15 protein-coding genes are annotated in these 15,720 nt (G+C 65.2%); 7 read left to right on the plus strand and 8 right to left on the minus strand.

Translation table 11 applies throughout. The features are described 5' to 3' along the window. The first annotated feature begins 62 nt into the window (after positions 1-62). Complete coding sequence (locus LOY54_RS16360; protein WP_045194084.1) at positions 63-500, plus strand: carboxymuconolactone decarboxylase family protein; 438 nt, start codon at positions 63-65, stop codon at positions 498-500. On the opposite strand, the gene LOY54_RS16365 is transcribed toward LOY54_RS16360, so the two are convergent. The 3 genes from LOY54_RS16365 to LOY54_RS16375 form a co-directional block, all read right to left on the minus strand. Then, on the minus strand, positions 501-1,931 hold the full coding sequence (locus LOY54_RS16365; protein WP_045194085.1) for a short-chain fatty acid transporter: 1,431 nt from the start codon (positions 1,929-1,931) through the stop codon (positions 501-503). 134 nt (positions 1,932-2,065) lie between these two features. Beyond that, a complete protein-coding gene (locus tag LOY54_RS16370) occupies positions 2,066-2,722 on the minus strand; it encodes a CoA transferase subunit B (protein WP_045194086.1) in 657 nt (218 codons plus the stop codon). Between the two features lie 32 nt (positions 2,723-2,754). Further along, positions 2,755-3,453 (minus strand): CoA transferase subunit A, encoded by a 699-nt coding sequence (locus LOY54_RS16375; protein WP_045194087.1) that lies wholly within the window; start codon positions 3,451-3,453, stop codon positions 2,755-2,757. 137 nt (positions 3,454-3,590) lie between these two features. Between LOY54_RS16375 and LOY54_RS16380 the strand changes: the two genes are divergently transcribed. Together LOY54_RS16380 and LOY54_RS16385 are read left to right on the plus strand one after the other, a co-directional pair. Further along, positions 3,591-4,496 carry a LysR family transcriptional regulator gene (locus LOY54_RS16380; protein WP_258607191.1) on the plus strand — a complete coding sequence of 302 codons (906 nt, stop codon included), beginning with the start codon at positions 3,591-3,593 and terminating at the stop codon, positions 4,494-4,496. Then, positions 4,484-5,311 (plus strand): aldo/keto reductase, encoded by an 828-nt coding sequence (locus LOY54_RS16385; RefSeq protein WP_258607192.1) that lies wholly within the window; start codon positions 4,484-4,486, stop codon positions 5,309-5,311. The genes LOY54_RS16380 and LOY54_RS16385 overlap by 13 nt, the downstream gene beginning before the upstream one ends. Before the next feature lie 15 nt (positions 5,312-5,326). Here the strand turns inward: LOY54_RS16385 and LOY54_RS16390 are convergent, their stop codons facing one another. Genes LOY54_RS16390 through lexA form a run of 4 tightly spaced genes read right to left on the minus strand, consistent with a single transcriptional unit; the run spans position 5,327 to position 11,063 of the window. Beyond that, positions 5,327-8,431: an error-prone DNA polymerase gene (locus LOY54_RS16390; protein WP_258607193.1), complete on the minus strand. Its 3,105-nt coding sequence runs from the start codon at positions 8,429-8,431 to the stop codon at positions 5,327-5,329. Beyond that, on the minus strand, positions 8,407-9,822 hold the full coding sequence (locus tag LOY54_RS16395) for a DNA polymerase Y family protein (protein ID WP_258607194.1): 1,416 nt from the start codon (positions 9,820-9,822) through the stop codon (positions 8,407-8,409). Before LOY54_RS16395 ends, LOY54_RS16390 begins: the two co-directional genes overlap by 25 nt. Positions 9,823-9,828: 6 nt before the next feature. After that, on the minus strand, positions 9,829-10,446 hold the full coding sequence (gene imuA, locus LOY54_RS16400; RefSeq protein ID WP_258607195.1) for a translesion DNA synthesis-associated protein ImuA: 618 nt from the start codon (positions 10,444-10,446) through the stop codon (positions 9,829-9,831). Continuing rightward, a complete protein-coding gene (lexA, locus tag LOY54_RS16405) occupies positions 10,446-11,063 on the minus strand; it encodes a transcriptional repressor LexA (RefSeq protein ID WP_045194093.1) in 618 nt (205 codons plus the stop codon). Before lexA ends, imuA begins: the two co-directional genes overlap by 1 nt. Before the next feature lie 77 nt (positions 11,064-11,140). Between lexA and LOY54_RS16410 the strand changes: the two genes are divergently transcribed. The 4 genes from LOY54_RS16410 (at position 11,141) to LOY54_RS16425 (ending at position 14,677) form a co-directional block, all read left to right on the plus strand. Then, the gene (locus tag LOY54_RS16410; protein WP_258607196.1) at positions 11,141-11,797 is read left to right on the plus strand and encodes an HAD family phosphatase; all 657 of its coding nucleotides are present in this window, start codon (positions 11,141-11,143) and stop codon (positions 11,795-11,797) included. 123 nt (positions 11,798-11,920) lie between these two features. Beyond that, entirely contained in the window at positions 11,921-12,640 is a 720-nt protein-coding gene (locus LOY54_RS16415) for a thioredoxin family protein (protein WP_258607198.1), read from the plus strand. A 101-nt stretch (positions 12,641-12,741) separates the two neighbouring features. Continuing rightward, the gene (locus LOY54_RS16420; RefSeq protein ID WP_258607199.1) at positions 12,742-13,647 is read left to right on the plus strand and encodes a hypothetical protein; all 906 of its coding nucleotides are present in this window, start codon (positions 12,742-12,744) and stop codon (positions 13,645-13,647) included. 112 nt (positions 13,648-13,759) lie between these two features. Continuing rightward, on the plus strand, positions 13,760-14,677 hold the full coding sequence (locus LOY54_RS16425; RefSeq protein ID WP_258607200.1) for a bestrophin family protein: 918 nt from the start codon (positions 13,760-13,762) through the stop codon (positions 14,675-14,677). On the opposite strand, the gene LOY54_RS16430 is transcribed toward LOY54_RS16425, so the two are convergent. Further along, positions 14,658-15,650 (minus strand): bile acid:sodium symporter family protein, encoded by a 993-nt coding sequence (locus tag LOY54_RS16430; protein ID WP_258607201.1) that lies wholly within the window; start codon positions 15,648-15,650, stop codon positions 14,658-14,660. The two genes, LOY54_RS16425 and LOY54_RS16430, sit on opposite strands and share 20 nt — an antisense overlap. Between the last annotated feature and the right edge of the window lie 70 nt (positions 15,651-15,720).

Raw genomic sequence — 15,720 nt, forward strand, 5'->3', positions numbered from 1 at the left:
GCCGTACCTGGCGCTAAGGTAGCGCCATCGCCGCCTGTGGCGGACCTTAGCGGAGAGCAGCAATGAGCAATCGTATCGAATGGGCCAAACACTCGCCTGAAGCCTACAAAGCCATGGTCGGCCTGGAAATGGCCCTGGGTAAATCGGGGCTTGAGAATTCGCTGCTGGAGCTGGTGCGCCTGCGTGCTTCGCAAATCAATGGCTGCGCCTACTGCGTCAACCTGCACGCCAACGATGCACGCAAAAGCGGCGAAAGCGAAGCGCGCCTGCAGACCCTGAGCGTCTGGGACGAAACCGAATTCTTCAGCCCGCGCGAGCGGGCGGCGCTGGCCTGGGTCGAAAGCCTGACCCGCCTGCCCGACCAGCGCGCCCCGGAGCACCAGTACCGCGCGCTGCTCGAGCACTTCAGCGAAGCCGAAGTGGTCAACCTGACCCTGGCCATCGCCACCATCAACGCCTGGAACCGCTTCGGCGTCGGCTTTGCGATGATTCCTGGCTGATCAACCCGCCGGGGTCGGCATCACCGGCGGCGTGTACTGCAAGGTGGTGCCGAGGATCCACAGCAGGAACAGCACCAGCGGCACGTGCACCAGCAATTGCACGAACGAGAAGCCAATCAGGTCGCGCGCCTTCAGGCCCAGCACGCCCAGCAGCGGCAGCATGTAGAACGGGTTGATCAGGTTCGGCAGCGCCTCGGCGGCGTTGTAGATTTGCACCGCCCAGCCCAGGTGGTACTGCAGGTCGTTGGCCACCAGCATCACGTACGGTGCTTCGATGATCCACTTACCGCCGCCCGAGGGGATGAAGAAGCCCAGCACCGCCGAGTACACGCCCATCAGCAAGGCATAGGTATCGTGGGTGGCGATCTGTACGAAGAAGGTCGAGATGTGGTGCGCCAGGCTCTGCGCATCGGCGCCCTGGACCTGGGTCAGGATCGCCGCGATCGAGCCGTACAACGGGAACTGGATCAGCACCCCGGTGGTGGTCGGCACCGCCCGGGCCACGGCATCGAGGAAGCTGCGCGGGCGCCAGTGCAGCAAGGCACCAGCCATGATGAACAGCAGGTTGTAGGTGTTCAGCCCGGAAATCGCGGTGATCGCAGGTTTGGTCGAAAACTCGTTGTACAGCCAGCCAGCGGCCAGCGCCACCAGCAGCAGGATCAGGATCGGGCTGTATTCCAGCCACTCGCCCGGGCGGGTGCGCTGCGGTGTTGGCGGTGCCGAGAAGCTTGGGTCGACGCCGCAGGCTTCGGCGCTGCGGGCGCTGTTGGGGCCCGGCGCAGTGGCATAGGCCACGACCAGCGAAACCACCACCAGCGCGGCGAGCATCACCCCCGACTGCCAGAGGAAGATGGTCTCGGTGAACGGGATCACCCCGGTGATCGCCAGGATCGACGGCGGCAGGCTGGCCGGGTTGGCCTGCAGTTGCGCGGCCGAAGACGACAGGCCCAGGGCCCACACCGCACCCAGGCCCAGGTAGGCGGCGGCACCGGCGGCGCGGTAGTCCATTTTAAGGTCGCTGCGCCGGGCCAGGGCGCGCACCAGCAAACCGCCGAACACCAGCGACAGGCCCCAGTTGAGCAACGAGGCGACCATCGAGATCAACGCCACCCAGCACACCGCCGAACGACCGTTGTTGGGGAGGCGCGCCAGGCGGTCGATCAGCTTGACCGCAGGTGGCGAGCTGGCCACCACGTAACCGCCGATGACCACGAAAGCCATCTGCATGGTGAACGGGATCAGGCTCCAGAAACCGTCACCGAAGGCCTTGGCGGTATCGGTGGGTTTGCCGCCCATGGCGAGGGCAGCGACCGACACCAGCACCACGGCCAGGGCGGCGAACACCCAGGAGTCGGGGAACCAGCGTTCGGCCCAGTTCGAGCAACGCAGGGCAAAACGGGCGGAGCGGCTGTCTTGGATATCAGCGGCCACGGGATTTTCCTTTTATTGGTTTTATTGGAACGGCACAAGGCCCCATCGCGGGTCAAGCCCGCTCCCACAAGGTCCACTCTGTGGGAGCTGGCTTGACCCGCGATGAGGCCAGCAAGAACTACGAAAAACTCAGATCAGAAGGTCATTTCTTTAACATCATCCGCCACAATCAGCTTGCCCGCGGTCTTCTCGATGATCTCTTCAACCGTCACCCCCGGCGCAGTCTCGCGCAGGATGAAGGCGCCGTTCTCGATCTCAAGGTATGCCAGGTCGGTGAGCACCTTGCGGATGCAGCCGGCGCCGGTCAGCGGCAGGCTGCAACGCGGCAGCAGCTTGGACTCGCCGTCCTTCGAGGCGTGGGTCATGGTGACGATGATGTTGTCGGCACCGGCCACCAGGTCCATCGCCCCACCCATGCCCTTGACCAGCTTGCCGGGGATCATCCACGAGGCGATGTTGCCTTGCACGTCCACTTCAAAGGCGCCGAGCACGGTGAGGTCGACGTGACCGCCGCGGATCATGGCGAAGGATTCGGCCGAGTTGAAGATCGAGGCGCCGGTGCGGGCGGTGACGGTCTGCTTGCCGGCGTTGATCATGTCGGCGTCCAGCTGCGCTTCGGTGGGGAATTCACCCATGCCCAGCAGGCCGTTTTCCGATTGCAGCATTACGTCCATATCGGCCGGGACATAGTTGGCCACCAGGGTCGGGATGCCAATGCCGAGGTTGACGTAGTAGCCATCCTTGAGTTCACGGGCTACACGTTGGGCCATTTGTTCGCGGGTAAGTGCCATGGTCAGGATCTCTTTATTGTTCTGGGGTCGGGTCAGGCTTTGACGGTGCGTTTTTCGATACGCTTCTCGAAGGTGCCGACGATGACCCGGTCGACATAGATGCCCGGGGTATGGATTTCGCTCGGCAGCAGCACGCCCGGCTCGACGATCTCTTCGACCTCGACCACGGTGATCTTGCCGGCGGTGGCGGCCAGCGGGTTGAAGTTCTGCGCGGTGTTGCGGTACACAACGTTGCCGTAGTGGTCGGCCTTCCAGCCCTTGACGATGGCGAAGTCGCCGGTGATGGACTCTTCAAGGATGTACTTGCGGCCGTTGAATTCGCGCACCTCTTTGCCTTCGGCGACCGGGGTGCCGTAGCCGGTGGCGGTGAAGAAGGCCGGGATGCCGGCGCCGCCAGCGCGCATTTTCTCGGCCAGGGTGCCTTGCGGGGTGAGTTCCACTTCAAGTTCGCCGCTGAGCAGTTGGCGCTCGAACTCGGCGTTTTCGCCCACGTAGGAGGCAACCATCTTGCGGATCTGGTGCTCTTCAAGCAGCACGCCCAGGCCAAAGCCGTCGACGCCGCAGTTATTGGAGACCACGGTCAGGCCCTTGACGCCACGGCGCTTGATTTCGGCAATGAGGTTTTCCGGAATGCCGCACAGGCCGAAACCACCGGCCAGTACCGTCATGTTGTCGGTCAGGCCTTCAAGGGCCTGTTCATAGGTTGCTACGCGCTTGTCCAGTCCGGCCATGCTGATCCGCCTTTTGTAGTTGTTGATCCGACAGGGGTGTCGGCGAGCGTTTGAACCATCTTCACCCCTGAGCACTTATTTGTTAATTTTGTTTTTATGATCGATTGATTAACTTTTCAAAAGAATAGCCTAGCCCGATGAACGTCAAACAGCTGCGCGCCTTCGTCACCGTCGCCAAATACCAGAGCTTTGCCCAGGCTGGCGAACACCTGCACCTGTCGCAGCCTGCCCTGAGCCTGACCATCAAGGCCCTTGAGGACAACCTCGGCGGCGCCCTGCTCAGCCGCACCACCCGCAGCGTCAGCCTGACGCCGGAGGGCGAAGTGCTGCTGCCGCTGGCCCGGCAACTGCTGGCCGACTGGGACAACACTGAAGAATTGCTGCGCCAGCGCTTTACCCTGCAGCTTGGGCGGGTGTCGATCGCCGCCATGCCGGCCTTTGCCGGCAACCTGCTGCCGGCGGCGCTGAAGGTATTCCGCCAGCGCTACCCGAGGGTCAACGTCACGGTGCACGACGTCATCAACGAACAAGTGCTGGAACTGGTGCGCCACCGCCGCGTCGAACTGGGCATCGGCTTCGAACCCGAAGCCAGCGAGCCGCTGCGTTTCAAGCCGCTGTACCTGGACCGCTTCGTCGCCGTGGTGCCAGCCGACTCGCCGCTGGCGCAACAGCCAAAGGTAAGCTGGCGTGAACTGCTGGGCGAAGACTTCATTGCCCTGCAACGCCCTTCGGCGGTGCGCCTGCTGCTGGAGCAACACCTGGCCGCCGAACACGGCAAGCTGGCGGTAGCCTTTGAAAGCCATCAGCTGTCGACCATCGGCCGCATGGTTGCCAACGGCCTGGGCGTCAGTGCCGTGCCGGCGCTGTGCATCGGCCAGATGCAGGAGCTGGGCGCGCGTTGCGTGCCGCTGGTAGAACCGAGTATAGAACGGCGTATTGGCGTGACCCTGCTGGCCGACCATAAACTCTCGGCAGCGGCGCAGGCGCTGCTCGATGTATTGCTTGAACATATCCGCCCACAGGAGGTGACATGCGTACCGTGAAACTTGCCGAACACAACATCCCGGCCATCGGCCAGGGCACCTGGTACATGGGCGAAGACCCGGCCCGCCAGCACGCCGAAGTCGCCGCCTTGCAGCACGGTATCGAGCTGGGCCTGAACCTCATCGATACGGCCGAAATGTACGCCGAAGGCGGCGCGGAAACCGTTGTAGGCAAGGCCATTGCCGGGCGTCGCGAGCAGGTGTTCCTGGTCAGCAAGGTGTACCCGCACAACGCCAGCCTCAAAGGCATTCCCGCGGCCTGCGAACGTAGCCTCAAGCGCCTGGGCACCGAACACATCGACCTGTACCTGCTGCACTGGCGCGGCCAGTACCCGCTGGCGGAAACCGTCGAAGCCTTCGAGCGCTTGCGCGTCGAGGGCAAGATCGGCCGTTGGGGCGTGTCCAACTTCGATGTCGACGACCTGCGCGAGCTGTATCAGCTGAGCGGTGATTGCGCGGTCAACCAGGTGCTCTACAACCCCTCCCAGCGCGGCATCGAATACGACCTGCTGCCCTGGAGCCACAAGCGTAACCTGCCGACCATGGCCTACTGCCCGCTGGCCCAGGCCGGGCGCTTGCTCAAGCACCCGACCCTGGCCGAGATTGCCGAGCGCCATGGTGCGACGCCGGCGCAGGTGAGCCTGGCCTGGGTGATTCGCCAGGACGGCGTGATTGCCATTCCCAAGGCGGTGGACCTTGAGCATGTGCGCCTGAATGCGGCGGCGGCCAACCTGGTGCTCAGCAGTGAAGATTTGCGCGCGATTGACCGGGCCTTTGCGCCGCCGACACGCAAGCAGCATCTGTCGATGGTATGAGGGCCGCGATGCTGTTCAGTGAAAGTCCCGACTGCGCACATCCAGCCCCTGCAACAGCGGGCTCAGATCCTCCAGGCGCTGGGCAATCAGGTGGCGTACCCCGCTCTCGCACTCCAGCTTTCCAGTCACCCGCAGCAGTTGCGCGCCCACCAGCACCCGCCGCTGGCGCTCGGCCAGGTCACGCCAGACCACCACGTTGACGTTGCCGAACTCGTCTTCAAGGGTGACGAAGGTCACCCCGCTGGCGGTCCCCGGTCGTTGGCGCCCGGTCACCAGCCCCGCCACGCTGACCCGATCGTTGTGTTCGGCCTGCTCCAGCGCTTGCGAACTGCGGCACCCCAGGGCATTGAGGCGGCGGCGCAGCAAGGTCAGCGGGTGCGGGCCGAGGGTGGTGCCGACACTGGCGTAGTCGGCGAACATGTCCTCGCTCAGCGACGGTTGCGGTAAATCCACCGGTGCCTCCACTGGCGCCTCGATGCCAGCGAACAACGGCAGTTGCGCCTGCACCGCGGCCACGCTCCAGCGCGCCCGGTAACGGTCGCTGGCAAGCCCACGCAAGGCCCCGGCATCGGCCAGCAGCTCACGCGCACGGGCATCGAGCTGCGCCCGCAGGCACAGGTCACTGACATCGCGCCAGCCGCACTCGGCCCGCGCCTGTTCGATGCGCAAGGCGTCCTGCTGGCGAAAGCCGCGCACCTGGCGCAGGCCCAGGCGAATGGCCAGGGCGTCCCCTGCCCCCGGCTCCAGGCTGCAGTCCCAGTCGCTGTGGCAGACATCCACCGGACGGATCTCGAGGTGATGACGGCGGGCGTCCTGCAAGATCTGGTCGGGGCTGTAGAAGCCCATGGGCCAGCTGTTGATCAGCGCACAGGCAAAGATTGCCGGCTCGTGGCACTTGAGCCAGCAACTGGCATAGGTCAGCAAGGCGAAGCTGGCGGCGTGGGACTCAGGGAAGCCATAGCTGCCAAAGCCCTTGATCTGCTCGAAGATGCGCTCGGCAAATTCTGCGCTGTAGCCGTTGTCGAACATGCCCTGGGTCAGCCGTTGGCGGTGCGGTTCCAGGCCGCCGTGGCGCTTCCAGGCGGCCATGGCCCGGCGCAGCTGGTCGGCCTCGCCGGCCGAATAACCGCCGGCGACCATCGCCAGTTCCATCACCTGCTCCTGGAACAACGGCACGCCGAGGGTGCGCTCAAACACCTGCTTCAGCGCATCCGACGGATAGCTCACCGGCTCAAGCCCCTGGCGCCGGCGCAGGAACGGGTGAACCATGTCGCCCTGGATCGGCCCGGGGCGAACGATAGCCACCTCGATCACCAGGTCGTAGAAGTTCTTCGGCTTGAGCCGCGGCAGCATGGCCATTTGTGCCCGCGACTCGATCTGGAACACACCGACGGTGTCGGCGCGGCCGATCATCGCGTAGGTCGCCGCGCAGTCGGCCGGGATGCTCGCCAGGGTCAACCGGCGGCCACGGTGGCGATACAGCAGGTCGAAACAGCGGCGCAAGGCGCTGAGCATGCCCAGGGCAAGAATATCGACCTTGAGCAGGCCGACCAGGTCGAGGTCGTCCTTGTCCCACTGGATCACCGTGCGCTCGTCCATGGCGGCGTTTTCCACCGGCACCAGGCTGTCCAGCGGCTGCTCGGAAATCACGAAACCGCCCGGGTGCTGGGACAGGTGGCGGGGAAAGCCGATCAGCTCGCCGGTCAACGCCAGCACCCGGCGCAGCAATGGGCTGTCGGGGTCGAAACCGGCTTCGCGCAGTTGCTCGGGCGGCGGCAGGCGGTCGCTCCAGCGCCCGCAGCAATCGGCCAGGGCGTTGATCTGCTGCACCGGCAAGCCCAGCACCCGGGCGATATCGCGCACTGCACCGGCAGCGTGGTAGGTGCTGGCCACGGCGGTGAGCGCCGCGCGATGACGACCGTAGCGGCGGAACACGTACTGCAGGACTTCTTCGCGGCGGTCGTGTTCGAAGTCGACGTCGATGTCCGGCGGCTCGTCGCGCTCGCGGGACAAAAAGCGCTCGAACAGCAGGTGGCTTTTCATCGGGTCGAGCTCGGTGATGCCGAGCACGAAACACACCACCGAGTTGGCCGCCGAGCCGCGCCCCTGGCAGAGAATGCCCTGGCCCCGGGCGAAGTTGACGATGTCGTGGACGGTAAGAAAGTAGCTTTCGTAGTTGAGCTCGGCAATCAGTTGCAGCTCGTGTTCCAGGGACTGGCGCGCCTTGTCGCCAATGCCCCCGGGCCAGCGTTCACGGTGGCCGCGCTCGCACAGATGGCGCAGCCAGGCGCTGGCCGTCTGGCCTTCGGGCACCAGTTCGCGAGGGTATTGATAGCGCAACTGGCCCAGGTCGAACTGGCAACGCGCGGCAATGCGCAGGCTTTCTTCGAGCAATGCCGGCGGGTACAGCTCGGCCAGTTGCGCCAGCGGGCGCAGGTGCCGTTCGCCATTGGCGAACAGGCGCTGGCCGGCCTCGGCCACGCTGCAGTGATGGCGGATGGCGGTCATGCTGTCCTGCAGGGCACGACGACCACGGGCATGCATGTGCACATCACCGCTGGCCACGGCCGGAATATCGAGGCGCTCAGCCAGGGCCAGCAACTGTTGCAGGCGCCGCGGGTCATCGGCGCCACGGTGCAGCTCGACCGCCAGCCACAGCCGCTCGGCGAACACCTCGCGCAACCAGTGGCCGCTGGCCTGGTCAGCCTCACTGCCGTCCGGCACCCATAGCGCCAGCAGGCCATCCAGGGGCGTGGCGAAGTCTTCGCGCAGCAGTTGGTACTCGCCCTTCTTCGCCCGTCGCCGGCCCAGGGTGATGAGCTTGCACAGGCGCTGGTAGCCGCCAAGGTTCTCGGCCAGCAGCACCAGCTTGGGGCCGTCGTGCAGGCGCACTTCGCTGCCGACGATCAGCGCCAGGCCCGCCGCCCTGGCTGCCTGCCAGGCACGGACGATACCGGCCAGGGTGCACTCGTCGGTGATCGCCAGGGCCTGGTAGCCCTGCTGGCGGGCACGCTGGAACAGCTCCTGGGCACTGGAAGCGCCGCGCTGGAAGCTGAAGTTGGACAGGCAGTGCAGCTCGGCGTAGCCCGGGGTGTTCATGCGAACCAGCCCTGTAGCCACAAGCGGCCGTCTTCACCGAGGGTGCGGTAGGCCCAGCCGTACAGACCGCTGGCGGTACGCACCCGGTAGTAATCGCGGCGCACATCGCCGCCGTCCCACCAGCCGGACTCGATGCGCTCGGCGCCGGTCAGCAACTGCACGCCGACGCCGGGCAAGGCCTGAGGCTCGGCCAACAGCCAGCCCGGGCGTGGCGCACCTGGTAGCGCCAGCGCCTGGCGCGGCCCGTCGCCCGCCTGCCAGGCGCACTCGGGGCGGTGATCGGCCTGGGCCGCAAGCCCCCGTACCGCTTCGTCGCCCAGCCGCGCGCGCAGGCGTTCGCGCAGTTGCTCCCAGGGCTGGTTCTGTTGCGGGCGCGGATCGAACAGTTCGGCGCGCTGCGGCACGAAGGCCGGCAGGTCTTCGGCCAGCAGGCGCAGGTTGCGCACCGGCGCGGCAATCTGCAGTTGCTCAAGGCGGCCACGGGCCAGCTCGAACAGCATCGACGGATCACGCTCGGCCGCCAGCAGGCCGACCGGCACGCAGGTGTCGGGCCCTTCGCCGTGCTCCAGGTGCAGGGCAAAGCGCTGCACGCCGCTGTCGCGCCCGGCGAGGAAGGCGGCAAGGTCGTTGATCAGCCGGCGCAGGGGGAACAGCAGGGCCTGATGGGATTCGACATCGAAGTTAAGCTCCAGGCGCGCATCGAAGCGGTCCGGTGGCAAATAGAATTCCAGGGCCATGGGCCGGCGCCCGAGCAGGCGGTCCAGGTGCAGTTGCACCGCTGCGGCAAAGCGCCGGGCCAGGGCATCACGGGGCAAGGCCAGGACCTGGCCGAGCTGGCGCAGGCCCATGCGCGCCAAGGCGTTGGCGGCCTCGGCGGGCAGGCCGACGCGGTCGATGGGCATCTGCTCCAGCGCCGCGCGGGTTTGCTGCGGGCACTCAAGGGCCAGGCCGTCGTGGGCATTGGCGAGCATGCGCGCCGCCACCGGGTTACTGGCCAGGACGATGCGGTGACGAAAACCCAGCGCCTTGAGCTCTGCGCGCAGCCGCGCTTCAAAGGCCGGCCAGGGCCCGAACAGGCCGAGGCTGGACTCGACTTCAAGCAACAGCACCCGTGGGTAATGCAGGCTGACCTGGGAGCTGAAGCGATAGGCCCAGGCGGCCAGAAACTGCTGCAATTGCTCGATAGCTGCCGGGTCGTGCTCGACGCAGGTAAAACTGCCGGCCAGGGCCTGGGCGGTGGTCAGCGCCTGCCCGGCGCGCAGCCCCAGGGCAGCGGCTGGCGGGTTGACCGCCTGCAAGACCCGGCGCTGGGCCGGGCCGCTGAGCAGCACCAATGGCGTGTCGGCGTCGTCGCGGGCGCGCAGCACGGCGTCGAGTGCCAGCTGCGGCAGCAGGATACAGGCCCAGAGCATGATCCATCAGCCTCGCCCGGGGCAGGCAATGGGCGTGGCCGGAGCCAGGCCGCCGCGGCACTTGAGCACCCGCCACTGGGCCGGCTGGGCATCGACGGCAATGCGCAGCGCCGCCGGTGACGGGTTGAGCGCAGCCTGTTGCGGGCGACAGGCAAAGGCCAGGGTCTGGCCGCTTTCGGCGGCAACCTGCAAGCGGCGCAAGGCGCGATCATCGGCCTTGTGCGGCCAGCACAGCACGGCGCCGCAACTGCCCGAGCGCAAACACTGCTCGGCGGCCCAGAGTACTTCGCCGGCAGTGGCCTGGACCACTGCCAGCCACTGCAGGTCGACCCCGGCCGCCTGCCAGGCCGGCGGGTAGGGAATGAACGGCGGCGCAATCAGCACCACCCGCTCGCCGGCCCGGGTCAGGCGCGCCAGGCTCGGCCACAACAATTGCAGCTCGCCACAGCCTTCGGCCGCCAGCAACAGCTCGGTCAGCGCCCCGGGCGGCCAGCCGCCACCGGGCAGTGCCGCATCCAGGGCGGCATGACCGCTGGGCTGCAGGCCCTGGGGCAAGGCCTGCGGGCGGCCCTTCCAAAGCCGTTGCTGGTCGAGCAGGCCGTCGAGGCTGACCACCGCGCCCATCAGCCGCGCCTCACCAGGCCGCAGAACACCCCTTCGATGACGAAGTCGTGCTCCGGCCCGACCTCGATGGGGGCATAGGCCGGGTTGCGCGGCAGCAGGCGGTAATGCCCGCCGGCGCGTTCGAAGCGCTTGATGGTCACCTCGCCGTCCAGGCGCGCGACGATGATCTGCCCGTCACGGGCCTCGGCCTGCTGCTTGATGCCGACCAGGTCGCCATCGAGGATGCCGGCGTCGATCATCGAGTCGCCGCGCACCTTGAGCAGGTAGTCCGGCGAGCGGCTGAACAGGTGCGAATCGAGCATCAGTTGTTCGTGGATATCCACGTCCGGGCCGATCGGCCGGCCGGCGGCGACCTGGCCGAGCACCGGGATCTCCAGCACCTCGGGGCGGCGCAAGGCACCGGCCAGGCGGATGCCACGGGCCTGGTTGGGGGTGACCTCGATGAAACCGGCCTCGGTCAGCGCCTGGATGTGCTTGCGCGCGACACTGCGCGAGGCAAAACCGAAGGCCGTGGCGATGTCGGCCAGGCTTGGCGGCTGGGCCTGATCGGCGATGCGCTGGCGAATGAAATCGAGGATAGCGCGGCGTTTGGGCGATAGTTTATTCATGGAGTACATTTGTACTCTTTTCCTACGCATCTGACCAGCCCCGCTGATCCGGTTATCATGGCCGGCCACCGCAGCGGAAGCCGACCATGCTTGATGCCCTGTTGTTCGACCTCGACGGTACCCTGACCGATACCGACAAACTCCACCTGCTGGCCATGCAACAGCTGTTGCTCGAAGAAGGCCGGGTGTTCACCGAAGCCGAGTTCGATGCCCACGTCAGCGGCCGGGCCAATGCCGACCTGTGCCGTTACCTGTTCCCCGACCGCCCGGTGAGCGAGCACCAGCTGTTCGCCGAGCGCAAGGAGGCGCGCTTTCGCGCCCTGTCGCCAACCTTGCAGCCCACCGCCGGCCTGCTGCGTTTGCTCGAACATGCCGAACGCCAGCGCATCGATGTTGCCGTGGTCACCAACGCGCCACGGGCCAACGCCGTGCACATGCTCGCCGCCATGGGTCTGGAGCAACGCTTCGAGCATGTGCTGGTGGCCGAAGAACTGGCCCGGGCCAAGCCCGACCCGCTGCCCTACCTCACCGGCCTTGAACGCCTGCAGGCGCGGGCGGCGCATTCGCTGGCGTTCGAGGACTCGCTGCCGGGAGTGAAGGCGGCCAGCGGCGCGGGGATCTTTACCGTCGGGCTATCGACCAGCCAGCGGCCTGAAGCCTTGCTGGAGGCTGGTGCGCAGTTGGTGGTGGAGGATTTCGACGATGAGCGCTTGTGGGCGTTGATCGGGCGGATGTCCGGCTGAAAGTGGGAGCGGGCCTTGCCCCGCGATGAATTCACCACCGTTCATCAGCCCTGCACTCACCTCTGTCGAATCCCCCACCCGACAATCGACCATGAATACATTCCCCCCAGCGGAGCCGTACCCATGGACAACCATCAAAACCCCCAGGTGGTCTCGCGCAGCGAATGGCTCAGCGCCCGCCGCCAATTGTTGCTGCATGAAAAGGCCCTGACCCACCAGCGCGACGAACTGAGCAAGGCCCGCCGCGCCCTGCCCTGGGTGCGGGTCGACCAGGACTACCGCTTCGAAGGCCCCGAGGGCCGCCTGAGCCTTGGCGACCTGTTTGCCGGCCGCAGCCAGCTGCTGGTCTATCACTTCATGTTCGGCGAAGGCTGGGATGAAGGCTGCCCGGGCTGTTCGTTCCTGGCCGATCATTTCGACGGCGCCAACCTGCACCTGGCCCACCACGATGTGTCGCTGGTGGCGGTGTCGCGCGCGCCCTACGCCCAGTTCCAGGCCTTCAAACAACGCATGGGCTGGAAGTTTCCCTGGGTCTCGTCGCATGCCAGCAGCTTCAACCAGGACTTCGGCGTCGGCGCCAAGGGCAGCGACCAGTACAACTATGAGCCGTATTCGGGCGAGGAAACCGAGCTGCCGGGCCTCAGCGTGTTCTACCGCGATGCCGGCGGCACGCTGTTCCACACCTACTCAAGCTACGCCCGCGGCCTGGACATGCTGGTCGGTACCTACAACTTTCTCGACCTGATGCCCAAAGGCCGCAACGAGGAAGGCACCATGGACTGGGTGCGCCACCATGACCGTTACCAAGACCTCGCCCAACCACCCCACTGCTGCCATGAATAGCCGCGCTACCTAGTATTTTTGCCAGTAGCCAGCACGTCCTGGCGGTGCTCGAATGCACCGAGGCCTGTCGACCGACAGGCTCCACCCCGGAGGCAGGGCGTATGGAACTGTTCATCGATCACACCGATTTCGAACCCGCCAATGACCCATGGAATGGTTGGCGGATAGAACCCAATGGCAGCCTGCTCACCATTCTGGAAGACCAAAGCAACTACTACATTGGATATGAAAACTGGGCTGGAACCCTCAAGGGCCGCATACTCAGAAAAATGCTCGAGGGGCTGACACCCGGTACTCATTACCATGTATCTTTGCGAGTCAAACGCAAAACTATAACCTCAATGAATCCACTCTTATGGTTCCTTGTGGACCATGAAACTGAACTGCAGAAACTCGTGGTGCGAGGGACCGAATGGCAAACACTACGCTGGACATTCCAAGCCGACAACGCAAGCCATCATCTAACGCTGGTTGGAGACGATGACACGCTTAACCCAATAATTGAGGGAAGCGAATTAAGTTACGACGACATCCGGATTTACCCAGTTACTATCACCGAAAACCTCGATGGCCAGCCTGCACAAACAATTTCCCAAGGTCAGGAAGTTCAACTGCTAAGCAAGACCATGACCATCAAGCTCCTCGAAGATCCTCTGGGCATCAACGCCTTCATCGAACCTACACCCGCAGAACCCGGCATGCGAGAAGGTCCAGCCATCACACTGCAGCGCCAGCAGCACCATCAGCCGAACAATCCGCAAAAACTGCAGATCACTCCCGTACTCCCGTGTTCCGAGCTGAAGTTCTTCTGGACCTGGAGGCAATTTCCTGGAGAGGTCGAGTACTATGGGCAGCGTGGCAACCTACTAGGCACTTTGTCATACACCGGAGAACCCAAGCATCATGAGGTGAAATACAACGCTCCAGACGGCGAGCAGATTGCCTGGATGGTGGTCATCTGCCGAGACTACTCCTACCTCGACAACTTCACCTTAACAACTGCCTAGCCTGTCCAGGTGAGTTGATCGGCAACTTACCTTCTGCAGCGTCTAGCTACCGCAGGCGCCTTTGCCTTACAGTGGCGCGGATATTTTCGCGCCACTGCCAAGGTTTGCCTTGATGATCATCCAGCCACAAAAACCCTCCATCCGCGTCCTGCTGTTTTCGCTCAAGGGCTCGATCATCCCGGCGATCTGGCGCAAGGTGCTGTACACCGTGCTGATCAGCTCGGCAGTGGTAGCCACCCATGGCACCCTGTTCGAGTACAAGGTGATCCTCACCGCCACGCCCTTTACCCTCTGGGGCCTGACCCTGGCGATTTTCCTCGGCTTTCGCAACACCGTGGCCTACCAGCGTTTCTGGGAAGCGCGCACGCTATGGGGCGAGTTGCTGATCGTCAGCCGCAACCTGACCCGCCAGACCCTGAGCCTGCTGCCCGACCTCGACGCCAGCCAGCGCCGCGCCCTGCTCGACCCCTTGATTGCTTTCGCCTACGTGCTGCGTGACCAGTTGCGCGGCACCCCGGCCTGCGCCGACCGCCAGCGCCTGCTCGACACCCCGACGCGCACCACCCTGGCCAGCAGCGATGCGCCTGCCAGCCGCCTGCTCGGCCTGCTCGGCCAGCGCTTCATGGCCCAGGCCCGCGATGCCGGCGCCGGCGAGGTGATCCAGGCCAACCTCGACCAGCAGCTCAACCGGCTGTCGTACGTGCTGGGTGGCTGCGAGCGGATCAAAAACACGCCCATCCCCTACCCCTACATCCTCATGCTGCACCGCATCGTCCACGTCTACTGCTTCCTGCTGCCGTTCTGCCTGGTCGACAGCATCGGCTGGTTCACGCCGTTTGCCGTGTGCGTGCTGGCCTATACCTTCTTCGGCCTGGATGCCCTGGGTGACCAGATCGCCGACCCGTTCGACACCCAGCCCAACGACCTGGCCCTGGACGCCATGTGCCGCAACCTGGAAATCGCCGTGCGCGAGCTGGCCGATGAGGCGGCGCCGGCACCACTGCAACCGGTCAAAGGGGTTCTGTTGTAAGCGAGGGCTCTTCAGTACGCGCGGCATAGCGCTGGGCCAATACCGCGCAGACCATCAGCTGGATCTGGTGGAACAGCATCAGCGGCAGGATCATTGCGCCGATACCGCCGCCGACGAACAGCACCTGGGCCATCGGCACGCCGGTGGCCATGCTTTTTTTCGAGCCGGCAAACAAAATGGTAATGCGGTCTTCGAGGTTGAAGCCCAGCCAGCGCCCCAGCGCACCGGTCAGCCACAGCACCAGCGCCAGCAGCAGGCAGCAGACCAGCGCCAGGCCCAGCAGGCGCGACGCAGGTACTGCATGCCACAGGCCGCTGACCACCGCATCGCTGAAGGCGGTATAAACCACCAGCAGGATCGAACCCTGGTCGACGCTCTTCAACCAGCGGGCATTGCGCGCCACCCAGGTGCCGATCCAGCGCCGCGCCAGTTGCCCGGCCACGAACGGCACCAGCAGTTGCACAACGATTTTCAGCACGGCATCGAGGCTCGAGCCGCTGTCACCCTCGACGCCCATCAGCAGCACCACCAGCAACGGCGTCAAGACGATGCCGAGCAAACTCGACGCCGCCGCGCTGCAGATCGCCGCCGGTACGTTGCCACGGGCCAGCGAGGTAAAGGCGATGGCCGACTGCACCGTGGCCGGCAAGGCGCACAGGTACAGCACGCCCAGGTACAGTTCATCGCCCACCAGCGGCAGCAACAGCGGCTTGAGCAGCATGCCCAGTAGCGGAAACATCACAAAGGTGCAGGCAAACACCAGCAGGTGCAGGCGCCAGTGCCCGGCACCGGCGGCGACCGCCTCACGCGACAGCTTGGCGCCATGCAAAAAGAACAGCAGGCCGATGGCAAGGTTGGTCAACCAGCCGAACAGCACGGCGCCACTGCCTTCGCAGGGCAGCAGCGTGGCAATGAGGATGACCCCGAGCAGCGCCAGGGTGAAATTGTCGAACAGCATCCGCAGGTACTTCATGGCCGCTCCCGGCTTGTTATTGTGGCGCCGCAGACGTTAAGGTCTTTGCCCGATCTTGACTAACGCCAGC

The organism is Pseudomonas sp. B21-032 (assembly GCF_024748965.1).
In the GTDB taxonomy this organism is placed as follows: Bacteria; Pseudomonadota; Gammaproteobacteria; order Pseudomonadales; family Pseudomonadaceae; genus Aquipseudomonas.